The sequence below is a fragment of the Burkholderia sp. L27(2015) genome (assembly GCF_009765705.1).
GTDB lineage: Bacteria > Pseudomonadota > Gammaproteobacteria > Burkholderiales > Burkholderiaceae > LMUX01.
This window is the reverse complement of record NZ_LMUX01000008.1, coordinates 181588-203412: the sequence shown is the minus strand read 5'-3', so window position 1 is coordinate 203412 and position 21825 is coordinate 181588. Positions and strand designations below refer to the sequence as shown.

At 59.6% G+C, this 21825-nt stretch carries 19 protein-coding genes; 13 read left to right on the top strand and 6 right to left on the bottom strand.

Translation table 11 applies throughout. The features are described from left to right. Positions 1–162 precede the first annotated feature (162 nt). The 3 genes from GSQ77_RS03950 to GSQ77_RS03940 all read right to left on the bottom strand — a co-directional run bounded on the left by GSQ77_RS03950 (position 163) and on the right by GSQ77_RS03940 (position 3850). Complete coding sequence (locus tag GSQ77_RS03950; RefSeq protein WP_158899260.1) at positions 163–795, bottom strand: response regulator transcription factor; 633 nt, start codon at positions 793–795, stop codon at positions 163–165. Beyond that, positions 795–2675 (bottom strand): PAS domain S-box protein, encoded by a 1881-nt coding sequence (locus GSQ77_RS03945; RefSeq protein ID WP_158899258.1) that lies wholly within the window; start codon positions 2673–2675, stop codon positions 795–797. Before GSQ77_RS03945 ends, GSQ77_RS03950 begins: the two co-directional genes overlap by 1 nt. A 299-nt stretch (positions 2676–2974) precedes the next feature. Next, positions 2975–3850 (bottom strand): LysR family transcriptional regulator, encoded by an 876-nt coding sequence (locus GSQ77_RS03940; protein WP_158899256.1) that lies wholly within the window; start codon positions 3848–3850, stop codon positions 2975–2977. A 119-nt stretch (positions 3851–3969) separates the two neighbouring features. Here GSQ77_RS03940 and GSQ77_RS03935 point away from each other — a divergent pair, with 119 nt between their 5' ends. Next, entirely contained in the window at positions 3970–5049 is a 1080-nt protein-coding gene (locus GSQ77_RS03935; RefSeq protein ID WP_158899254.1) for a TauD/TfdA family dioxygenase, read from the top strand. A gap of 60 nt (positions 5050–5109) precedes the next feature. Continuing rightward, the gene (locus tag GSQ77_RS03930; protein ID WP_216854845.1) at positions 5110–6555 is read left to right on the top strand and encodes an MFS transporter; all 1446 of its coding nucleotides are present in this window, start codon (positions 5110–5112) and stop codon (positions 6553–6555) included. Positions 6556–6663: 108 nt separating this feature from the next. On the opposite strand, the gene GSQ77_RS03925 is transcribed toward GSQ77_RS03930, so the two are convergent. After that, complete coding sequence (locus GSQ77_RS03925) at positions 6664–7530, bottom strand: oxaloacetate decarboxylase (protein ID WP_158899252.1); 867 nt, start codon at positions 7528–7530, stop codon at positions 6664–6666. A 300-nt stretch (positions 7531–7830) separates the two neighbouring features. Here GSQ77_RS03925 and GSQ77_RS03920 point away from each other — a divergent pair, with 300 nt between their 5' ends. Next, positions 7831–8379 carry a carboxymuconolactone decarboxylase family protein gene (locus GSQ77_RS03920; RefSeq protein ID WP_158899250.1) on the top strand — a complete coding sequence of 183 codons (549 nt, stop codon included), beginning with the start codon at positions 7831–7833 and terminating at the stop codon, positions 8377–8379. Between the two features lie 27 nt (positions 8380–8406). On the opposite strand, the gene GSQ77_RS03915 is transcribed toward GSQ77_RS03920, so the two are convergent. Next, positions 8407–9309, bottom strand: a complete 903-nt coding sequence (locus GSQ77_RS03915) for a LysR family transcriptional regulator (protein ID WP_158899248.1) — start codon at positions 9307–9309, stop codon at positions 8407–8409. Positions 9310–9406: 97 nt separating this feature from the next. On the opposite strand from GSQ77_RS03915, the gene GSQ77_RS03910 reads away from it, so the two are divergent. From GSQ77_RS03910 to GSQ77_RS03895, 4 genes are all read left to right on the top strand, one after another. Then, positions 9407–10753 carry an MFS transporter gene (locus GSQ77_RS03910; protein WP_158899246.1) on the top strand — a complete coding sequence of 449 codons (1347 nt, stop codon included), beginning with the start codon at positions 9407–9409 and terminating at the stop codon, positions 10751–10753. Between the two features lie 81 nt (positions 10754–10834). Further along, complete coding sequence (locus GSQ77_RS03905) at positions 10835–11785, top strand: amidohydrolase family protein (RefSeq protein WP_174246386.1); 951 nt, start codon at positions 10835–10837, stop codon at positions 11783–11785. A 31-nt stretch (positions 11786–11816) separates the two neighbouring features. After that, positions 11817–12182 (top strand): hypothetical protein, encoded by a 366-nt coding sequence (locus GSQ77_RS29360; protein ID WP_254067426.1) that lies wholly within the window; start codon positions 11817–11819, stop codon positions 12180–12182. Next, positions 12179–13537 carry an acyclic terpene utilization AtuA family protein gene (locus GSQ77_RS03895; protein ID WP_158899244.1) on the top strand — a complete coding sequence of 453 codons (1359 nt, stop codon included), beginning with the start codon at positions 12179–12181 and terminating at the stop codon, positions 13535–13537. The genes GSQ77_RS29360 and GSQ77_RS03895 overlap by 4 nt, the downstream gene beginning before the upstream one ends. 125 nt (positions 13538–13662) lie before the next feature. On the opposite strand, the gene GSQ77_RS03890 is transcribed toward GSQ77_RS03895, so the two are convergent. Continuing rightward, on the bottom strand, positions 13663–14568 hold the full coding sequence (locus GSQ77_RS03890; protein WP_158899242.1) for a LysR family transcriptional regulator: 906 nt from the start codon (positions 14566–14568) through the stop codon (positions 13663–13665). A gap of 167 nt (positions 14569–14735) precedes the next feature. Between GSQ77_RS03890 and GSQ77_RS03885 the strand changes: the two genes are divergently transcribed. The 6 genes from GSQ77_RS03885 (at position 14736) to GSQ77_RS03860 (ending at position 21778) form a co-directional block, all read left to right on the top strand. Further along, complete coding sequence (locus GSQ77_RS03885; protein ID WP_158899240.1) at positions 14736–15656, top strand: NAD(P)-dependent oxidoreductase; 921 nt, start codon at positions 14736–14738, stop codon at positions 15654–15656. After that, positions 15653–16480 carry a 2-keto-4-pentenoate hydratase gene (locus GSQ77_RS03880; protein WP_158899238.1) on the top strand — a complete coding sequence of 276 codons (828 nt, stop codon included), beginning with the start codon at positions 15653–15655 and terminating at the stop codon, positions 16478–16480. Before GSQ77_RS03885 ends, GSQ77_RS03880 begins: the two co-directional genes overlap by 4 nt. Positions 16481–16491: 11 nt before the next feature. After that, a complete protein-coding gene (locus GSQ77_RS03875) occupies positions 16492–17523 on the top strand; it encodes an isocitrate/isopropylmalate dehydrogenase family protein (protein WP_158899236.1) in 1032 nt (343 codons plus the stop codon). Positions 17524–17654: 131 nt separating this feature from the next. Beyond that, positions 17655–19433 carry an IlvD/Edd family dehydratase gene (locus tag GSQ77_RS03870; RefSeq protein ID WP_158899234.1) on the top strand — a complete coding sequence of 593 codons (1779 nt, stop codon included), beginning with the start codon at positions 17655–17657 and terminating at the stop codon, positions 19431–19433. An 82-nt stretch (positions 19434–19515) separates the two neighbouring features. After that, positions 19516–20826, top strand: coding sequence for an MFS transporter (locus GSQ77_RS03865; RefSeq protein WP_158899232.1), 1311 nt, complete (start codon positions 19516–19518; stop codon positions 20824–20826). A gap of 88 nt (positions 20827–20914) precedes the next feature. Further along, positions 20915–21778: an amidohydrolase gene (locus GSQ77_RS03860; protein WP_158899230.1), complete on the top strand. Its 864-nt coding sequence runs from the start codon at positions 20915–20917 to the stop codon at positions 21776–21778. The last annotated feature ends 47 nt before the right edge of the window (positions 21779–21825 follow it).

The window sequence follows — 21825 nt, the reverse complement described above, 5'->3', positions numbered from 1 at the left end:
GCGGCACCCGGCCTAACAAACGCAGGGAATCCCGCTACATTCGAATAATTGAGAAAAAAGAGGTATCGGCAGATTCTGAATCGAGTGTAGGGTTATCCCTATAATGTGACGGTTTCCCTTTATCGTTTCGCTACGACGCGATCGGAGTGCTGATGTGCGAACCTACTCGACCAAGTGATAGGAAACGGCATATCGGATCAATTGCGCATTGTTTTGGCAATTCATTTTTTGCATCAGCCGCACCTTATGCGTGCTGACAGTCTTGTTACTGATCGACAGCTCATCGGCAATTTCGTTGACACTGCGTCCGCGAACCAACTTATCGAAAATCTCGAATTCTCGAATCGAAAGGAGTTCGTGCAGCGGGCGTTCTACGCGCTCCTGATGGTCGAATATCAACGACTCGGCCAGCCGCGGATCGATGAAGCGGCCTCCCGATACCACCTTGAAAATAGCGGCAATCAAGGTTTTCGGATCGTTATCTTTGGTCAGATAGCCGGACGCACCAGCGTTTAATGCGTAGCGTGCAACCTGAGCCTCGCAATGCATGCTGAGTACCAGTATGCGTGGGCTATCTTGCTGCAGGTGAATGCGATTGATAAGGTTTGCGCCGCTAATACCGGACATGGACATGTCGAGCAATACTAGGTCGACCTCCACCCGTCGAAGGGCTTCAAAAACCTCGTTCCCGTTTGCAGCTTCGGCAACCACCGAAATGCCTTTTTCCAATGCAAAGAGTTGTTTCAGTCCCTCACGCATGATGGCGTGATCATCGGCTATTAGTATTTTTATCATCAGTATTGTGGAACTGCGGAAACCGGTACGTGTACCCGGATTGTCGATCCTTCACCCAAGGCCGTAGTTATGCTCACTTCGCCGTCGAGCATCAAGACGCGTTCGCGTATACCTACTAAGCCAAACGAGCCGGATGTTTTCACGGAAGGATCGAAGCCCATACCGTTGTCCCGCACCTCGAGTATGTAATCGCCATCTTGTTGTTTAAAACATACCTCGGCTTTGGTTGCATCTGCATGCCTTCCCACATTGCGCAGCGCCTCCTGAGCTATACGAAAAATGGCCGTGGTACTCCTTTCACACAGTAAGATTTCGGTAACGTCGCTATGCAGTTCGCACGGCACGCCTGTCTGTTTGACGAACTCGCCCACCAACCATTCCAGAGCGGCGAGTATTCCCATATCCAACTCGACCGGGCGCAACGTTGTCATGACGTTGCGCACCGTTTTGATCGTCGAATCCACCAGTCCTATCATGCTCTGTGCTTTGGCCTCTAAAGCATGATTACTACCGCCGTACTCGATGCTGAGCAGCGATATGTGCATGCGCAGAGCGAGAAGATACTGCCCCAATTCATCGTGTAATTCGCGAGCTAGATGTTTGCGCTCCTCCTCGCGAACCGATTCACTGCGACCCGCTAATTGTCGCAGCAGGAGGCGTGACTCTTCAAGGCGCTGCTGAGCAATCTTAAGAGAGGTAATGTTTCGGCCGATCGCCAAGGCACTGATGATCTCTCCGTTGCCGTTCCTCTCCGCCACGATATGGAGCGCAAAGTGAAGCGGCATGCCGGGTCCGGTTGTCCATATGCCCACCAACTGATGAGGGGTCCCGGTTTGCAAGACTTGCCGCAGAATTTCTTTGAATCGGTCGACTGGAATATCGGCACCCCAGTGGACTTCCAAGGGCTGGTTGAGTACCTGTTCGGCGTCTGTGCCTCGGGAGCGCACGAAAGCCGGATTCACATAAATCCGATGGCAATTCATATCGTATCGAATCACCTCGTCCGGTGAGTTTTCCGCCAAGGTGCGGAATTCCCGCTCACTCTTGCGCAAAACCTCTTCGGCTTGTCGACGAGCGGTGATATCTACCGTGGTGCCGATGTATTCCCTGGAGCCGTGCAGATCCTGCAAGACTGGACAGCCCACGCCTTGTACATATTTCAGCGTTCCGTCTGGATAGACGACGCGATATTCGCATTCGAAGCGTTCCCACTGGCTGACGGCCTTTTGAACAATGCGCCGCAACTCGTCTCTGTCATCGCTATGAATTCTTTTCGTAATGGATTCAATGCTTGGGGCTTGCGCCTGCACCTCATAGCCAAAAATGCGGAATTGCTCGTCGGACCATATAAGCCGCCCCAGAGAAAGATTCCAGCGCCAGCTACCGGTATGACTGATCTTCTGGCCTTCGGTTAGAAAGGCCTCGCTCCACGCCAATTGCTCTTGGACTTGCTTGCGCTCGGTATTTTCCAGTTGTAACGCCGTATTGGCTTCTTTCAATTCTCCAAGAGTGGCAACCAATTTATCGTGTGTGCGTCGTAGCGTTTTCGTTGCATTGTTTTGAGCCACGCCGAGCGTGCCAATGAAAAGACCGGTCATCGAAAAAATGATCAACCGCGGTGCATCCGCGGCGTCGATGAACAGAGAGTGGCCAGGAGGGGCGAAACGGTTATCGAACGCGATTATGGAAAGGACAACGGCAAAAATGCCCGATCGGGTGCCTCCGATTCGTGCGCTCAATGCGATTGAGCAGAGAAGCAATGACCCTTGTGCCCCGGGAAAGTGGAGCCTCATCCATCGGGTAATAAGCAGCGCTGATGCCATGAAAACAAGTACAAACCCTTCGCGTTTGGTGAAGGATAAATGGCGCCAACTGAACACGTACACCTCATCGGTTTTTAAGTTTTATATAAGGCTGAGCGATTTATTTTAATTGTATCCGGAACTTATAAGGCGCTCAGTCCTAGTTTCTTTGCCGAAGGTTCAATAGCACGTGGCCGACGCGCTGGAAAAAGTACGAGGATAGCGAGTGACGGTACGAAGCGCGCGTTAGATGGCCGCCCCCGTCGCCACGTCATGTGGACTCGATCCGCAGAGAGGTAAAAACGCCGGGATCATCGGGGCGGGGGCGGGCAGTGCGCCGCGACCGTTCTGCCACCCCGGTTGAATCCACCGGCGTTTCAGGACGGAATCGGCGCGAAGGTCTGCATCAGCAATTCGCGCAATGCCAGCAGCGGCCGGCTCTCGGTTTCGTCCTTGCGCGTGACCAGTGAGAACTGCAACACCGGCGCATCGCGCAATGGCAGTACGTTGACGGGGTACACCATGCAGATGCCAGGTTCGCTCAGCTGTACGATGGAGAAACCCAGGCCCGCGCTGACCATCGCCACGATAGCGCGCACCACATCGAGCTCCATCGTGCTCTGTTTCTGGCGCATGCGCTGCTTCACATACCGGGCGGCCATGCGGCCCGAGACGGTGGCACGGTCGTAGCGTATCCAATCGTAGCGTTTGAGCAGTGCGGTGAACGAACGCTCCTTTTCGCGCGGCGGCACAATCAGCGCGAGCTCCTGCTGCATCAGCGGATGCCAGTGCAGTCGTGACGATCCGCCGTCCTCCGGCTGTGCCACGACGGCCGCGTCCAGCTCGCCCGCCTTCACCGCATTGGTCAGCTCGAAGCTCTTGCCGCGATGCGACTGCAATTTCAGCGCCGGATAACGCACTTGCATTGCTCGCATCAGCCCAGGCAGCACCACCGGCTGCAACGACTCGATTACCCCCATACGGATGTGGCCCTCCACCACGATGGTCTTTTGGTAGCGGAACGCTTCGAGCCGCGCGAGCACCTCGGCCATCGAATCAGAAAGCTCATAAGCGCTCTGCAAGGCCTTGACCGACAAGCCCGAGCGATCGAACAACTGATGGCCAATATAGGTTTCCAGTTGCTTCATTTGCATGCTCACCGCGCTGGGAGTGAGATGCAGTTCCTTGGCTGCGGCGGCCAGCGAGCCGGTCTTGAGAACAGACTGAAGTGTCAGGAAGGTCTCAATCTTCATCAAATTTTTTGTTGTATTGACTAATGAAGATTCGATATTAGCAGTTTTAAATTTGTCATAAGCTGCAAAGAGGGTGCCAGGCGGCAAGAGACCGCCACGGACGATCTGGAGATGAATAAATGAGTCAAGCCTTTCAACCGCGCGCCTGGTATAGCGAAGATCTGCAGCGCGACTCGTCCTGGGTAATGCGCCTGAACGAGCAAGAGGCAACAGGTTTCTCGACGGCGCTGGAGCATGCAAAGTCGCTCGGCAAGCCCATGCTGTCGATGACGGCCGACGATTTCCCGTTGGGTGAGGCGTCCCTGGCGGCGCTGCAGCGCGCATTCGTGGCAACCCAGGGGCGCTGGGGCTTGTGTCTGCTCAAGGGCTTTCCCGTGAATGCCTGGAGCGCCGAGGACGCGCGGCTGGCGTTCTGGGGCATGGGCTTACACGTAGGCGTGGCGCGCACCCAGAATCGCGCCAGCGAGATCATGAACGACGTGCGCAACGAAGGCGGCTCCTACAAGACCAAGGGCGGCCGCGGTTACAACACCAATGCGGCGCTAGACTTCCATGCCGATTCCTGCGATGTGGTGGGGCTGTTGTGCTTGCAGCCGGCCAAGTCCGGCGGCCAGAGCAAGATCACCAGCACGATGGCGGTGCGCGACGAGATCGCGCGGCGGCGCCCCGATTTGATCGCCGCGCTCCAGGGGCCGTTCTATCATAGCTACCAGGGCACGCAATCGCCCGACCAGCCACCGTTCTATAACTGTCCGATTCTCGGCAGCCTGCCCGATTACTTTGCATTCCGCGCCAATCGCAAGAACACCCATGCGGCGCAACGCGATTTCCCCGAAGTGCCCCGCCTCACGCAGCAGCAGCTCGAAGTGCTCGCATTGATCGACGAACTGACCGCCGATCCGCAACTGTGTTTTTCGATGTGGCTGGAAAGCGGCGATCTTCAGTTGCTCAACAACTACGTCATGTTGCACTCGCGCACCGAATTCGAGGATTTCGACGAACCGGAGAAACGGCGTCATCTGCTGCGCTTGTGGTTGTCGATCCCGCAGGCGCAGCCGCTGCCGCCGCAGTGGGAAGAATACTTCGGCGATGTGCGGCCAGGCTCGGTGCGCGGTGGGGTACGCGGCAGCTACATCACCGCTGAGTTTCTTGAGTATGAAGCGCGCCAGGCCCAGCGCATGCATATGATGTTGAAGTAGCAGGATGGCCACCACACGCTGCCCGGACACGGAGTAGCGGGGATAAGAAGGAGACACGCTGTGAATAGGATAGATGTCCAAAGGGCAGTCCAGAGCCCAACCCAGGCCGGGAGCGCCAATTCTGGCGCGCGGCTCGACCGCCTGCCGATAAGCTGGTTCCATTGGCACTTGCTGCTGCTGATCGGCTCCGGCCTGTTTCTCGATGCGTTCGACATCTACCTGCAAAGCGGTGTGTTGGCCACGCTGGTTAAATCGGGTTGGTCGACGTTGCACAGCAACGCGGCGTTCATTTCGAGCACGCTGGTGGGCATGTGGCTGGGTTCGTTGATTGGCGGGTATGTCGGCGACAAGTATGGTCGCCGTGCCGCTTACCAATTCAACCTTGCCCTGTTCGGTGTCGCGTCGATCGCGGCCGTGTTCGCACCCAGCATGACCTGGCTGATTGCGATTCGCTTCGTGATGGGGGTAGGTCTGGGTGCCGAGTTGGTGATCGGTTATGGCACGTTGACCGAATTTGTACCGACCAAAGCGCGCGGCCGGTTCGGCGCGCTGCTGGCCTTGCTGACCAATCTTTCGGTGACGGCGACGGGGCTGGTCGGCTATTGGGCGATTCCCGCCTTTGGCTGGCGCGCCATGTTTGCGATCGTCGGCCTGGGCGCAATCGGTATCTGGGCTTTGCGCAAATCGATGCCGGAATCGCCGCGCTGGCTCGAAGCCCAGGGGCGTCACGCAGAAGCCGATGCACTGCTGAATGCAATCGAAGCCCGCTATACGAACTTGCCGCCGGCCGATACGGCAAAACCTGTGGCAGTGGTGGCCAAGGCGCCGTATCGCGCGTTGTTCGCACCCAAACTGCTCAGCCGCACCTGTCTCACGATGCTGATGGGCGCGGTGAACCAGACCGTGCTCTACGGCCTGATTGCGTGGTTCCCTACGTTCCTGGTCAAGCAGGGCATTGCGGTGACGTCCACACTGGGTTACACCGCCGTGATGGGCTTGGGCACGCCGATCGGGTGCGTGATCGGGATACTGCTCACTGACCGCGCGGGCCGACGCGACAGCATCGTGGCGGCATTGGTGCTGGAAGCCGTGTTTGCAGGCTGCTACCCGTTCATGCAGTCGCCGGTGGCGCTGATGCTTGTGGGTGGCGCGATCATGATGTGTTCGGCATGGATTACTTCACTGGCCTTCGCCGTGTATATCCCTGAACTGTTCCCAACGGAATTGCGTATGCGCGGCTCCGCCTTGTCCGCTGCGGTTGGCCGGCTTTCGTCAGCCGGTGCGCAGATTGCGATCGTGGTCATGTTTGGCCTGGGCGGCATCATCGGGGTATCGGGTTTCCTCGTGGTGCTGATCGTGCTGCAGATCGTGGCCTTGCTGGTGTGGGGCGTGAATACGCGCTCGCGGTCATTGGAAGAACTGGCACCCGAGGCAGTGGATGAGGCGGATGGGTCGGCGAATAGCGCGGCAAACCGCGCGACGACTCCGCTGCAAGACGCACGCTAGGGCGCAAAGTCTTGAGCGGGGAAGACAGGATCTGCTTGAGCCCAGGTGTTGAGTTAGCAGGGCTCGTAACGGACAAAGAACGATAGTGGCCGCGAGCCCCAATCACTATCACTCGCTGTACTTCTTGCCCTTGGCCAGCAACTCCGGTGTACCGATCAGTTCATTGAGTTGGTCGAAGTCGAACATCTCGCCGCGCATTGGCTCCGTGGTGCCGTGTGCAAACAGACTGGCATAGTAGAGCTCGAGCTTGCGCGCCACGAAACGCGCCACGCCACCCGGGAAAATCACGATGCGGTAGCCGCGCTCCGATAATTCCGCGGCGCTTTGCACCGGCGTCTTGCCGCCCTCGACCATGTTGGCGAGCAGGGGCACGCGCGGGCCAAAACGCTTGCACACGATATCCATTTGCTCAGCCGACTTCACCGCCTCGATGAACAGCGCATCCACGCCGCAAGCGTAATACGCTTCGGCGCGCTCCAGCGCGGCATCGAAACCTTCCACGGCAAGCGCATCGGTGCGCGCGAGTATCAATGTCTGGTCGCTGTGGCGTGCATCCAGCGCCGCCTTCAGTTTTCCGCACATCTCTTGCTGCGACACCACTGATTTATTCTCCAGGTGCCCGCAGCGCTTGGGAAAAGCTTGATCCTCAAGCTGTATCATCGCGGCGCCGGCGCGCTCGAAATCGCGCACGGTGCGTTGCACGTTAAGCGCGTTGCCGAAGCCGGTATCGGCATCGACGATGATAGGCGTGCTGACACGGTCCGTAATGCGTGCGAGCGTGTCGACGGCTTCCTTGGCTGTGGTGAGTCCGACATCGGAGCGACCGAACTGTGTGTAGGACACGGCACCGCCCGACAGATATAGCGCCTCGAAGCCCGCACGCTCGGCGATCAGCGCGGTGAGGGCGTCGTACACCCCAGGAGCCAGCACAGCCGGTGAGCGCTGCAGCCGTATCTTGAGCGATTTCGTGTCCATCGGGTCTCCCATTGTTTGACCTTCGAGCTTATGGCTTGGAGCCATCAAAGGAAAGCGACTTTTTTTGTTGTAGGCGTTCAAAAAAATTGTGCTGAACCGGCTTCACAGGAAAGTATCGTCGATGCGCGGTCTGATCCCTGCAAGCCTAAGCCTTCCCCGATTCAATACCCAGCGCCATGTTGCATCGGCCGCTCCCACTTATTACCTGAGAGGTAATTGAGGCTTGTAGCTCGGTTGAATATCCTCCAGTCATCGTGTGATCACCCCTGACGCACGCGGTTAAACATTGAGGAAAAAACCATGTCTGCTTATCCGATTTATACCATCGAGTCTGCGCCCGAAAAGTCGAAGCCGGTGCTTCGGCAGCTACAACAGGCGTTTGGCCTGATCCCGAACATCGCAGGAGCCATGGCTGGGTCTCCTGTGCTCATCAGCGGGTTTGTCGGCGTCTTTCAACAAGTTCACTCAGGTAGCTTCACAGAGGCAGAGATCCAGACTTTACTACTGACGAACGCAGTGACAAATGCTAGTACGTGGGCCGTTGCATTTCATACGGCACTCGCGCTCAAGGAAGGTCTCGACCCGTCAGATGTGCAGGCGATTCGCGAGCGTCGTGCGCCCAGCGATATCAAACACGCAGCGCTTTCGAATATGGCGCGTACGCTAATCGAGAAGCGCGGTCGTGTTGACGACCAGGATATCGCCATGTTCACGCAAGCGGGCTTTACCCGTAATACGGTGCTGGACGTGATTCTGGTGGTCGCCGCGTCGACTATTACGAACTATACGGGCAGCGTTACCCAACCCCGGTTGGAAGCTATGTTCCAAGAGCATGCCTGGAAAGCCTGAACGGGTAAGCACACCAGGACAGTGGGATCAGGACAAGCGCCGGTGGTTCACCGTCGCCTGCAGGATATCGACAAACGCCGCGGCCGCTGGCGACAACGAGCGGTCGGCTTTGGTCACCACCGCGATCCTGCGGATAAAACCCGGGTCGTCGACCGGGCGCGAGTCCAGGTCGGGCATGGTCTCCAACTGCACGGCCATCGGCGGCAGTACGGTTATCCCCAGGCCTGCTCGCACCATGCCGATCGCCGTGGACATGTAGACGACCTCGCAGCTAGCATCCGGACGCCTGTCGTGGCTCGCGAACGCGACGTCGACGGCGGTGCGTGCGTTGCTCTCCGGCGCCAACAGGATGATCGGATATTTCGCGAGTTCCTCGACGGTGATCGCCTTAGCCCGCGCAATGGGGTGGGCCTGCGGATAGAACACATGCATGGTTTCGTCGAAGAGCCACACCGAGGCCAGGTCCGGCGCGTCGACGTCGACATCGGTGATGCCGAACTCTATGGTCTCCTGGCGCACGTCCTGGACGATGCGCTTGCCCAGGCCGTCAGCCAAGACGAACGATACATTCGGAAATTGCTCGCGAAACGCGGCGATCGCGAGCGGCAGGACACTGGCCGCGACTGACGGCAGGCAACCGAGGCGGATCGAGCCCACGCGCTTGGACGACAGGTCCTTCGAGCGGCTGACGACACTGTCCAGCTCGCGCAAGAGAGTCTGCAGGATGGGCACGATGTCCTTGCCGGCCTCGGTAAGCTTGACTTGCCGTGTGGTCCGGTCGAGCAGCTTCAGGTCGAGCGCTTCTTCCAGTTGCTTCACCTGGACGGTGAGGGCTGGCTGGGTGACGTGCAGCAGCTCGGCCGCTTTCGTAAAGCTCTCGAAACGCGACACCGCCACGAGTGCACGGAGCTGTCGTAGAGTGATATTCATAAACAGATTGTATCAATCTATAAAAAAACGACAATTGTCTTATAAGTGGATCGATTTTAGTATCCCGCTAATAAGAAAAAAACAATTGGAGACGTGTATGAAGTTCTTTAGCGCTGCCGGCTTTCGCTCGGACCAGGAATACACCTTGTATAACAAGGCTGCGACTCGTCTGTTACCGTTTCTCTTGCTGCTGTATATCGTGGCGTTCCTCGACCGGATCAACGTCTCGTTCGCGAAACTGAGCATGGCGGCCGATGCAGGCATCGGCGATGCTGCCTACGGGTTGGGCGCCGGCATCTTCTTCATCGCGTACTGTCTGTTCGAAATTCCCAGCAACCTGATCCTGCGTCGCGTCGGTGCGCGCTTCTGGATTGCACGCATCATGTTCATCTGGGGGTTGGTGTGCGCGGCCATGGCCTGGGTGCACTCGCCGCTCACGTTCTATGTCACCCGTTTCATTCTCGGCATTGCCGAGGCCGGCTTTTATCCGGGCGTGGTGTTCTACCTGACGTACTGGTTTCCGCGCAGGCTGCGCGGCCAGGCCACGGCGATATTCGTCATTGGCATTCCACTGGCCGGCGTCATCGGTGCCCCTATGTGCGGCTGGGTAATGGCGCATATGGGCGGAGTGGCCGCGCTGCAAAACTGGCAATGGCTGTTTGTACTGACCGGCCTGCCCGCGACCGTGCTGGGCGTCATTACCTATTTCTTTCTCGACGACAACCCGGACAAAGCGCGCTGGCTCACGGCCGACGACCGGGCGCTGATGGCCGCCGAGCGCGAGGCGGAATTGCGCGAGCGTCCCGAGGTGGCCCATATGCACAGCACGCGCGCGGCCTTTGCCAACGGCACTCTATGGCTGCTGGCGTTCGTCAATTTTTCGATCGTGGTCTCGCTATACGCGCTGTCTTTCTGGCTGCCGCAAATCGTCAAAAGCCTGGGCGTGTCGAACGCATTCGAGAACGGCTTGATCGTCGCCATCCCGTCCGCGCTGGCTGCGGTGTGCATGATCTGCGTGGCTCGCCATTCGGACCGCCGCGGCGAACATCGCTGGCACATGGCTGGGGCCATTATCGCGGCGGGCGTCGGGCTGTGCGTGGCAAGCTTCTTCTCGCACAATGCCTGGATCTCGATGGCCGGTTTGTCGCTGGCAATGATGGGCATCCTGACATCATTTACGATCGTGTCGAGCCTGCCTGGCCTGCTGGTGTCGGGCGCGGCCGCGGCGGCCGGGATTGCCCTCATCACGACGGTCGGCAATCTCGGCGGTTATGTCGGTCCGTTCCTGCTCGGTTGGATCAAGCAGGCTACGGGGCACCTTGAATACGCGCTGTTCCTGTGCGGCATGCTGTTGTTCGCCGGCGCGCTGATCACGCTGTGGCTGCCCGGGTTGCGCCGGGCGCGCCATGAGGCGAACGTGGTCCGCGGCAAGGTGGTCGCATGAAGGTGATCGCATGAGGGGGAGACAGGCAATGCATACGCAGCAGGTGCGGCCACCCGTGGTTCTGACAGGTGAGGTGAACCGATGATGACGGACCGGCCCAGCGACTGGACTTACGCGGCGCCAGCGTTCAATGTCCCGGAGGGTGCGTGCGACTCGCACGCGCATGTGATCGCGCCCGACGGCAGCGGACTCATCGCGCAACGGCGCTACACACCGGCTCCGGCTCCCGAGGAAGAATACTTCCGCATGCTCGACAGTTTGCGGGTGCGCTACGGCGTGTTGATACAGCCCAGCGTGTACGGCACCGACAACAGTCACCTGCTGGCGACGCTGCGGCGCAATCCGCAACGCTTGAGGGGTGTCGCGGTGCTGGGCGCTACCGCTGGCGGGTCGGCGCAAAATCCAGCGGATCGTCATGCCGCAGACGAGACATTGGCCGACATGCACGCCGCCGGCGTGCGGGGCGTTCGCATCAACGCGCTATTCGGCGGCGGTGCGTCGCTGTCCGATATCGACGTGCTTGCGCGACGAATCGCGCCGCTAGGCTGGCACCTGCAACTCTATGTGGACGGTCCAACGCTGCTCGCGCTGCGCACGACGCTTGAAAGGCTGCCCTGCGACGTGGTGTTCGACCACATGGGTCATGTGGATCCGGCAGAAGGATGCGATGGGCAAGCATTCCAAGTGCTGCTGGCGCTGGTGCGCGATCACGGTCGCTGGGTCAAGTTGTCGGCGGCTAACAGAATGACCCGGATGACAGCGGCCACCGACTTTGCTGACACGACGCCACTGGCCAGCGCGCTCGCCGAGGCGGCGCCTGATCGTGTGCTCTGGGGCAGCGACTGGCCCCATGTCGGCGTGACTCAATGGCCGAACACTGGCCAATTGCTTAACCTCCTGCCTCAGTGGCTGCCCGATCCGGTAGCACGTCGTCGCTTGCTGGTCGACAACCCTGCGCGGCTTTATGGCTTTGAAACGGCAGCCGGCGATGGCGTCAACGGCGATGCCAATGCCGGGCCACGGATCGCCTAACTCTACTCCTGATAACCAGAGACTATCCAACGTGAAACGGACAACCTTGCGAGAAATCGCTCATTCCCGGTCGGGCGAAAAGGGCAACCATTCGAACGTGTCGGTGATCGCCTATGAACTGGCCGACTACCCCATCCTGCTGCAGCAGGTCACCGTTGCGGCGGTCGAGAAGCTCTACGGGCCGATCACCAAGGGCAGCATTACGCGCTATGAGGTGCCGTCGATCGGCGCACTGAATTTCGTGCTTGAAGACGTGCTCGAAGGCGGCCGGTCGCGAACGCTGGCCTTCGAAGAATCGGGCAAGGCGCTTTCGTCGTTGATGATGACGATGCCCATGAGCGTTTCCGATAGCTATATCGAGCGATCGACCCACATGCTGAAGAAGGACACGCAATGAAACGCATACGACTGGGATCGGCCACCGGCTGGTCGCGCGATCGCTTTGAGCCGGCCAGCGCGCTGGTACGCGACGGCAACATCAATTACCTGTGCTTCGATTCAATGTCCGAAGTGACGATGAGCGCGGCTCAAGTGGCGCGTATGGAGAATGGCGAGACCGTCCCCTACGATCCCTACCTCGACGATCGCATGCGGCCCATCATCAAGGCCTGTAAAGAGAAGGGCATCAAGATCATCACCAACCAGGGCTGGCTCGACCCGCAGGCGGCAGCCGAGCGCGTGCTCGCTATCGCGCGAGAAGAAGGCGTCTCCGACCTCAAGGTCGTGGCGGTCAGCGGCGGTCTGCTGCTCGACCGGCTCGAGGAATTGGACCTCACATTCATTGAAAATGGCGCACGCGTCCTGGCAAGTCCCGACAAAATCGTTTCGGCGGAAACCTATCTCGGAGCCGAAGGAATCGTGCAGGCGTTGCGCGACGGGGCCGATATTGTCATCACGACCCGCGTTGCCGATGCCTGTGTCTATTTGGGCCCGCTCGCCTATGAATTCGGCTGGGACTTCAATGACCATCACCTGATGGCCAAGGGAATGATCATCGGCCATCTGCTCGAATGCGGCTGCCAGGTGAGCGGCGGTTATTTTGCGGATCCGGGCTACAAGGACGTGCCCGACCTGCATAACGTCGGCAATCCGATCGTCGAGGTCACCGACGATCACGTCATCATCAGCAAGTTGCCGAACACGGGTGGAGTTGTCTGCGAAGCGACCTGCAAGGAACAACTGCTGTATGAAGTGCAGGATCCGTCGCGCTACCTGTGCCCCGATGTCATTGCCGACCTGACCCGCGTCACGTTTAAGCAAGTGGGCAAGGACCAGGTCGAGGTGTTCATCGACCAGGCAGGCTTACCTAAAACGCCGACGCTCAAGGCCCTGATCGGTATCGAGGAAGGCTTCATGACCGAGGAAATGGTGCTGTTCGCCGGGCCCGGCGCACTCGAGCGCGCCGAACTGACCCGGGAGATATTAACTGAGCGGTTCAAGCGCGTGGCCCTTGTGACTGAAGAGATCCGCATGGACTATATCGGTTTGAACGCCGTGCATCGGGAATCGTCGGGTGAAGCGCCGTCGTCGCCGTATGAGGTAGTGCTGCGCATCGCGTTGAAGACCCGGACGCGCAAGGAAGCTGACAAGCTGCGCCGCGAAGTCGACCCGCTGGCAGTGAACGGGGCATCAGGAACCGGCAAATGGGCGACCAGTTCACCGGGCTCGCGCGTACGGCCTGTGGTTGGCCTCAGTTCGGCGCTGGTTCCGCGTGAACGCGTGCCGTTCCACGTGTCGATCCATAGTTTGTAGACGCGAGCAAGGCCCCCGCCGCACGCTCGAGCCTGAACGTCGTCAGCAGCGCGCTTGCCCCGCGCTGCTGCGACGAATTCAGAAGCTATGGCGCAAGCGTTAGTCGAGGGAGCGGCGATGACGCGTCATGATTCTTGCACGACAGCCGCTGCAGTACTGCGCCGATGCGCAATAGCGAAATTCATGAACGCTTCGTTGGCTTTCGAGAGGTAGTGCTCGTCGAGCCAGCACAGATCGAAGCGAAAGCGCTCCCGCGGCTCGAACGATAAAGCAGCAAGCCGTTCGTCGGCCGTGACGATAGAGCGCAGCAAAGTCGCGGCGCCGAGACCATCGACGACCGCTTGATGCACCATCGGCACATAATTGCTCTGCATGACCATGCGGAATTTGACACCGGCTTTCTGGCAACGTTGTTCAAGCACATTGCGTTGCAAAAAACTGCCTTCGAACAGGATCATCGGCAGATCGTCGAGATCCCGGTCGGCTACCTGGGTCTGCTTCGCCAACGGGTGATCGGCGCGCACGCAGAGCACGACCTCTTCCTCATCGAGGGTTGCATGCGCCCAGCCTTTCTGCACGCGACGCTCCTCGAGTATCGCCAGGTCCACTTTGCCATCTTCGAGCAAACCTTTGATTTCGCCGGCGCTGCCTTCGAGTGCGGTGACGGTAATACCCGGATGTGCCGCGTGGAATGCTTTCATCAGCGACGGAAAGTAGCCGATGCCGTACATCGGCGGCATGCCCACACGCACCGTGCCGGTCCGAAGCCCGATCGCGTCCGCAAGCTCGCGGCGTGCCGAATCGTATTCATGAAACAGGCGTGCCGCCCGGCGCATCAGCAATTCCCCCTCCGGCGTAAGCGACACCGGACGGTTGCGAGTGCGGGTGAACAAGGTGACGCCGAGTTCCTCTTCCAGTTTGCGGATGGCGACGCTCAGGGCCGGCTGGGCGACATGCAATTCAGCGGCCGCTCGCGTGATATTGCCGAGCCGGGCTACGGCTTCGCAATAGCGCAGAACACGAATGTCCATATTCAAAAGCGATGCTGACAATGCATGAAAAGTATTTCCCTTGGCGCGTGCCGCTGACTAGAATGATCTGCTGCTTCATTCGATAACAAGGTGCGATCGTAACTTTATCGTAAGGTGATCGAGCCTTGGCAGTATGCAACATACAGAACGCAACCACGGAAAAATCAATGAAAATCGCGTTTGTCGGGCTGGGGCAGATGGGCAAGCCCATGGCGATGAATATGCTCAAGAGCGGTGCGCCTCTGAGCGTGTTCGCCGCGGACATATCAAGCTACGCCGAATTCCAGCGCGTGGGCGCAAGCACGGCGAGCACGCTGGAAGAACTGGCCGGCGCCGACATCGTGTTCCTTTCGTTGCCTCACGCACAGGCGGTATCGGATGTCGTGTTGGGCGACGGCGGTTTGGTGAATGTCATGCAAGCCGGACAGATCGTGGTGGACACCAGCACCGCAGCCTATAGCGCTACGATCGAGATCGCGAGCGCGTTGGAGCATCGCGGCATCCGCTTTATCGATGCGCCGGTCTCGGGGATGGAAGCGCGCGCCGTCGACGGAACCCTGACTGCCATGTGCGGCGGTGCACCTGAGGTCTTTGACGCGATCCAGCCCTACCTGGCTTGTTTCGCTAACCATATCCTATACATGGGAGCGGTGGGCCGCGGGCAGTTGGCCAAGCTGGTCAACCAACTGCTGTTCGATATCAACTGCGCCGCCTTGGCCGAGATCTTGCCCATGGCAAGCAAGCTGGGTCTGGACCCAGAAAGCATCGGCCAAATCGTCAATAACGGCACGGGCCGCAGCTACGCATCGGAGTTCTTTATTCCGCGCATACTCGAGAACGATTTCTCGGCCGGTTATCCGATGCGTCACGCGTACAAGGACCTTATCAGCGCAGCCGAACTTGGCGCCAAGGAAGGAATTCCGATGCCGGTCTTGGCCGCCGCCACGGCCACTTATCAAATGGCGTTGCTCAAGGGCTTTGGCGACCACGACAAGGGCGCCATGATCCATGTGTTCGAAGAGCTGAATGGCACACGCTTTCGGCATCCCCATGCGGCAACTGACGTCAAGACGGTGGCTGACCGATGAGCAATTTGCGATCTGATAGTGGCGACCGCGCTTATGCACCTGCAGCACCGGCGTCGGCTGCGTCCACTTTGCTGCAGCGCTGGCAAGACGGGGGCCGACTCGACGCGTTGAGCGCGGATTTACGGCCGCGAAGCTTATCCGAAGGTTACGACGTCCAGGACGCATTCGTGGCGATGACCGGCGACGCGGTGGCGGGTTGGAAGCTAGGTGTAGGCAGCCCGGCCGCGATGCGCAAGGCGGGCACCGAGCGGGCGTTGATTGGGCGCTTGCTGTGTTCGCGCTGCACGATGGTCGACTTCTCCGTGCCTGCGCCTATCGTGACGATTGCGGCCGCTCGTCCGGTGACCGTCGAATTCGAAATCGCTTTTGTGTTGGGGCGCGATGTTAGCCCCGGCGATGCCCCACGCGATCTGATGGACGCGGTAGCGGCGGTGCACGTAGGGATCGAGCTGGTACTTTCGCGTTTTGTCGATCGGCGCATAGTGGGCCAGCCGAGTTTCGCGGCCGACAACGTCGGATTCGAGGCATATCTGTGCGGTGGCCAGATCGATCCCCATCGTATCGCCGAGGTCGTGGCGTCAGTGGAAGTACAGCTCGATGGCGTATGCGCCGCACGCGGACTTTACGGTGACGACGCGGTCGACCCTCTCACCGCGCTGGGGCACCTGTTTGATCATGCGCGCGAGCGCGGTATCACCTTGCACCGCGGTGATATCGTGACCACGGGTGCGGCGGCCAGCCCCTTCGATGTTCTTGCGAACGAGTTCGAGATTTCGGCACATTATCTGGATACGGGATTTTCATCCCGGGTGAAAAGCATTTAAAGGATTCCTAAATGAGTAAAGACAAACGCAGCACGATACCGGCGACCTTGATTCCTGGGGATGGTATCGGCCCAGAAGTGACAGCGGCAACCGTACGTGTACTCGAGGCATTGGGCGCACCGTTTGTATGGGAAGTTCATCAAGCGGGTATGGCCGCCATCGAACAAAGCGGCGACCCGTTGCCCGCCGCGACGCTCGCCAGCATCCGCAAGAATAGTCTGGCGCTCAAAGGCCCTCTGACCACGCCCAGTGGCGGGGGCTACCGCTCGGTGAACGTGCGCCTGCGCGAAGAGTTCAAGCTCTATGCCAATGTGCGTCCGGCCAGCACCATCGTGCCGGGCCGATATGAAGATATCGATATCGTGCTGGTGCGCGAAAACATCGAAGGGCTGTATGTCGCCTACGAACATTTCATCCCGATCGGCGACGACCCGCACGCAGTCGCGATTTCGCAAGGCATGAACACGCGGGAAGGATGCCGTCGCATCGCCCGCTTCGCCTTCGAGTACGCCGTCAAGCATGGCCGCAAGAAGATCACCATCGTGCACAAGGCCAATATCCTCAAGGCGCTGACCGGAATTTTCCTGGAGACTGCGCTGCAGGTCGCGGCCGAGTACGAAGGCCGGGTTGCCGTGGATGACCGTATCGTCGACGCGTGCGCGATGCAACTCGTGCTCAATCCCTGGCAGTTCGACATGCTCTTGTGCACCAACTTGTTCGGCGACATTCTTTCCGACGAGTTGGCGGGTCTGGTCGGCGGTTTGGGCATGGCGCCAGGCTCCAATATCGGCGCCGATGCGGCAATCTTCGAAGCGGTGCATGGCTCGGCGCCCGACATCGCCGGCAAAGGGATTGCGAATCCGGTGTCGCAGATGCTGGCGGCGGGCTTGATGCTGGCGCATGTGGGTCGTGACGATCTGGCCGAGCGCTTGAGCACCGGAATCCGGCAAACCCTCAACGACGACAACGTGCGAACGCGCGATCTCGGTGGCGATGCGACAACCGATAGTTTCACCACCGCGTTGATCCAGCGGCTGGCGTGAAGCGTTGGACTGCGCAGTGTAATCGCGCATCGCGCATCGAGCCGATTCAGCGTTGCCCGCATTAAGTGGGCAGTTAAGCTGGCAGTTAAGCGGGCAGCGTTCATCCTTTCAATTTCTGCTGGACCCACATTATGAAAAAGATTCCCGAATCCAAGGCCGGCGCAAGCGTAGCCAATCCGACCCAACCCGCAGAGCCAACCTCGGGGATCCGAGCCGGATTGACCAACTATGGCGACGCTGGATTTTCGTTGTTTCTGCGCAAGGCTTTCATCAAGGGCGCGGGCTACACGGATCAGGCGCTGGATCGCCCGGTGATCGGCATTGCCAACACGGGCAGCGCGTATAACCCGTGTCATGGCAACGCGCCTCAACTCATCGAGGCACTCAAGCGCGGCATCCTGATGGCGGGCGGCTTGCCCATGGACTTTCCGACGATTTCGGTCCACGAAAGCTTTTCGCAGCCGACCAGTATGTACTTGCGCAACCTGATGTCCATCGACACCGAGGAAATGATCCGGGCGCAGCCGATGGATGCCGTGGTGCTGATCGGCGGCTGCGACAAGACGGTGCCGGCGCAATTGATGGGTGCGGCGTCCGCGGGCATACCTGCGATCCAGCTCATCACCGGCTCGATGCTGACGGGCTCGCATCGCGGTGAACGGGTTGGCGCGTGCACGGACTGTCGGCGCTACTGGGGACGTTTCCGCGCGGACGAGATCGACGAGCAGGAAATCGCCGACGTCAATAATCAGCTTGTCGCCAGCGTAGGCACCTGCTCCGTGATGGGCACCGCCAGCACGATGGCCTGCATTGCGGAGGCCATGGGCATGACGGTTCCGGGCGGCGCCTCGCCGCCGGCAGTGACCGCCGATCGCATGCGGATCGCTGAAGAAACGGGCATGCAGGCTGTGCAGATGGCCCGCGACGGGTTGACGATAGACAAGGTGCTCACGAAAGCGTCGTTTGAAAACGGCTTGCGCGTATTGCTGGCGATCGGTGGGTCCACCAACGGGATTGTGCATTTGACAGCGGTGGCCGGGCGACTGGGCTTCGATATCGATCTCGACGCACTCGATCGCATGGGCCGTGAAACGCCGGTGCTGCTGGATCTCAAGCCATCGGGCCAGCATTACATGGAGGATTTCCATCATGCGGGCGGCATGGCCACGCTGTTGCGTGAACTCAAGCCGCTTCTGCGCCTGGAGGCGCTCACGGTAACCGGCCGCACGCTCGGCGAAGAGATCGAGCGCTCGGGCCCAGGCTTTGCACAGGATGTCGTACGCACTGCGGCCAACCCGATCTACCCGCAGGGCGGCATCGCAGTGTTGCGCGGCAATCTTGCGCCGGGTGGGGCGATCATCAAGCAATCTGCTGCCGATGCGCGACTGATGGAGCACGAGGGGCGTGCCGTCGTCTTCGAGAACGCCGCGGATATGGCCAATCGTATCGACACCGACGACCTCGACGTAACGGCTGACGACATCCTTGTATTGAAGAACATCGGTCCCAAGGGCGCACCGGGCATGCCGGAAGCGGGTTACATCCCGATTCCGAAGAAATTGGCACGCGCAGGTGTGAAGGACATCGTGCGGATCTCAGATGGACGCATGAGCGGCACGGCTTTCGGCACCATCGTTCTGCATGTCACGCCCGAGTCGGCGATCGGCGGCCCACTGGCGCACGTGCAGACCGGCGACCGCATTCGCCTGAGTGTGCGTGCTCGGGAGATCGCTTTGTTGGTATCCGACGAAGAACTCGAACGGCGCGCGGCAAGCAACCCGGTTGTCGTGCCGAGTGCTGAGCGCGGCTATCGCAAGCTGTTCCTGGAAACCGTGACTCAGGCTGACAAAGGCGTCGACTTCGATTTCCTGCGCAGCGTCGAGATGCGCGGAAAGGTGCCTGAGAAGTAAGACGGCTTATTGCCCGCATCATCCGTCACAAGCGTAAATGGGCCGTCGAGCCCATCGCTAACAACAAGGAGACACGCCGAAAATGTCGAGCACCGTTGCTGCTTCGCCATCGGACCGGGTTTGGGTCGATGAGCAATTGAAACTACGTCAGAGCGCGCTGAAGAAGAACATCTGGCGCATGATGCCTCTGCTGATCGCTGCGCTGATCTTCAGCTACATCGACAAGAACAACGCGGGCTTTGCCGCCTTGACGATGATCAAGGACCTCCACATGACGTCCGGGCAATTCGGTTGGGGAGCCGGTTTGCTGTTCGTCGGTTACTGCCTGTTCGAGGTGCCGAGCAATCTTGCTTTGTACCGCTTTGGCGCTCGGCGCTGGCTCGGCCGCATTATGGTGACCTGGGGCCTCGCCACTGCGGCCACGGGATTGGCCACTGGCCCTCACGGTTTCTACGCGCTACGTTTTCTGCTGGGCGTGGCGGAAGCGGGATTTTTTCCTGGCGTGACTTACCTGCTTGCTTGTTGGTTTCCCGCCGAATACCGGGCGCGCGTGCTCGCTATATTCATGCTTGGCGCACCGTTGTCTTCGGTCATCGGTGGGCCGATGTCGGGGTTCTTGTTCAAGCTCGACGGTGTGTTGGGTCTGCAGGGATGGCAATGGATGTTTATCGCCCAAGGGGTGCCCGCTGCGCTGGTCGGTGTTGCGATTTTCTATTGCCTGCGCGATCGACCCGAAGACGCACAGTGGCTCACGCAACCGGAAAAAACCGCGCTGATCGAGACGCTGCGGGCCGAGTCGCAGGAAAGTCATATGTCGTCGTCTTTTGCGGCGCTCAAGGATGTACGCATCTATCTGCTGGGCGCGATCCAGTTCGGTTTCGTGATCAGCACGTATGGCGTCGGTATCTGGCTGCCGTTGATCCTGAAGGAATTCGGCTACAGCTACATAAAGATCGGCATGTTGTCGGCGATACCGTATGTATTCGCTGCCATCGGCACTTTTGTTTGGGCACAGCGAGTCGACAAGACCGGCAATCGCATCCTGCACTTGATGCTGACCTGCCTGCTTGGCGCGGTGGGTCTGGCGCTTTCGACAGCTACGCTGGGCATCGTCGTGAAGCTGACCGGCATCAGCCTGGCGGTGTTGGCCGTGTTCGCCGCGCGAGCCATCTTCTGGACCATACCCACGAGCTTTTTGGCGGGGAGGGCGGCGGCCGGCGGCCTCGCGTTGATCAACTCGATCGGTACGCTAGGTGGATTCGTTGGCACTGTGATGGTCGGCCAGCTCAAGGACATCTACGGCACTTTCGCCGCCGGTATTTGGGCCATGGCGATTGCCTTTCTGATTTCGGCCGGACTCACGGCATTCCTGTGGCGGTTCTCCAAGCAATAGCGCGTCAATAACACGCCGCAGCGGGGCATGCCGCCGCACTGGTAGCGCGGCATGCGCAGTCCACGTTCCAGCAACCCGAGAGGAAACCATGGAGTCGGTAGATAGCCACGCCCATATATTCGAAACTACCCAGTCGCTGGCCGGCGATCGACGCTACACGCCCGTCCACGATGCCCGCGTTGAACAATATCTGGCTCGGCTCGACGCCAATGGCATAGCGCGCGGCGTCCTGGTGCAGCCGAGTTTTCTCGGCACCGATAACCGTTATATGTGCGCGGCTTTGCGTGCTCATCCGCAGCGCTTGCGCGGCATCGCCGTGGTCGAGCCCGGCATCGACGCGGCGGCACTGGATGCGTTGGGCGCCGCCGGCGTGGTGGGGATACGTCTGAACTGGATCGGGCGAGAACTATGCGATTTGCGCGAGGCAGGGTGGCGCAAGTTGATCGAAGCGGTGGCGCAACGCGGCTGGCAGGTTGAGGTCCACCGGCAGGCTGCGGACTTGCCGCGGATTATCCCCGCTTTGCTCGAAGCGGGTGTGAAGGTCGTGGTCGACCACTTCGGCCGCCCCGACCCTGCGCTGGGCGTTGACGATCCCGGTTTTCGCTACCTGTTGAGTCTGGGCGGTAGCGGCCGTGTGTGGGTCAAGCTTTCGGGCGGCTATCGTAATCTCGGTAACTTCGGTAACTTCGATAGTCGCAGCCCCAACAGCAACGGTGACAGCCTTGCCCAAGCAGCAACAGCGTTGCTGCAGCAATCGTTCGGGTTCGAACGCCTGGTGTGGGGTAGCGACTGGCCGCACACGCTATTCGAAGACGAGATCACCTATGAGAAGACCCGAGCGCAATTGAACACGTGGATACCCGATCCCCCTGCTCGTCACATCGTGCTGTGTACAGCACCCGCTGCGCTATATGGGTTTCCCGAGCCTGCGGCAGCAGCTCGACCCCGATAAAGGGGTTCTTTACGCGATCTTAACGTTGAGAGGCAGAACTCACCGCC

Bases quoted from the DNA above. Each gene is read 5' to 3' on its own strand.
- GSQ77_RS03950 (WP_158899260.1), bottom strand. From the start codon at position 795: ATGATAAAAATACTAATAGCCGATGATCACGCCATCATGCGTGAGGGA.
- GSQ77_RS03890 (WP_158899242.1), bottom strand. From the start codon at position 14,568: ATGGACATTCGTGTTCTGCGCTATTGCGAAGCCGTAGCCCGGCTCGGC.
- GSQ77_RS03860 (WP_158899230.1), top strand. From the start codon at position 20,915: ATGGAGTCGGTAGATAGCCACGCCCATATATTCGAAACTACCCAGTCG.
- GSQ77_RS03940 (WP_158899256.1), bottom strand. From the start codon at position 3,850: ATGAAGATTGAGACCTTCCTGACACTTCAGTCTGTTCTCAAGACCGGC.
- GSQ77_RS03905 (WP_174246386.1), top strand. From the start codon at position 10,835: ATGATGACGGACCGGCCCAGCGACTGGACTTACGCGGCGCCAGCGTTC.
- GSQ77_RS03920 (WP_158899250.1), top strand. From the start codon at position 7,831: ATGTCTGCTTATCCGATTTATACCATCGAGTCTGCGCCCGAAAAGTCG.
- GSQ77_RS03935 (WP_158899254.1), top strand. From the start codon at position 3,970: ATGAGTCAAGCCTTTCAACCGCGCGCCTGGTATAGCGAAGATCTGCAG.
- GSQ77_RS03875 (WP_158899236.1), top strand. From the start codon at position 16,492: ATGAGTAAAGACAAACGCAGCACGATACCGGCGACCTTGATTCCTGGG.
- GSQ77_RS03870 (WP_158899234.1), top strand. From the start codon at position 17,655: ATGAAAAAGATTCCCGAATCCAAGGCCGGCGCAAGCGTAGCCAATCCG.
- GSQ77_RS03865 (WP_158899232.1), top strand. From the start codon at position 19,516: ATGTCGAGCACCGTTGCTGCTTCGCCATCGGACCGGGTTTGGGTCGAT.
- GSQ77_RS03915 (WP_158899248.1), bottom strand. From the start codon at position 9,309: ATGAATATCACTCTACGACAGCTCCGTGCACTCGTGGCGGTGTCGCGT.
- GSQ77_RS03885 (WP_158899240.1), top strand. From the start codon at position 14,736: ATGAAAATCGCGTTTGTCGGGCTGGGGCAGATGGGCAAGCCCATGGCG.
- GSQ77_RS03910 (WP_158899246.1), top strand. From the start codon at position 9,407: ATGAAGTTCTTTAGCGCTGCCGGCTTTCGCTCGGACCAGGAATACACC.
- GSQ77_RS03895 (WP_158899244.1), top strand. From the start codon at position 12,179: ATGAAACGCATACGACTGGGATCGGCCACCGGCTGGTCGCGCGATCGC.
- GSQ77_RS03925 (WP_158899252.1), bottom strand. From the start codon at position 7,530: ATGGACACGAAATCGCTCAAGATACGGCTGCAGCGCTCACCGGCTGTG.
- GSQ77_RS03880 (WP_158899238.1), top strand. From the start codon at position 15,653: ATGAGCAATTTGCGATCTGATAGTGGCGACCGCGCTTATGCACCTGCA.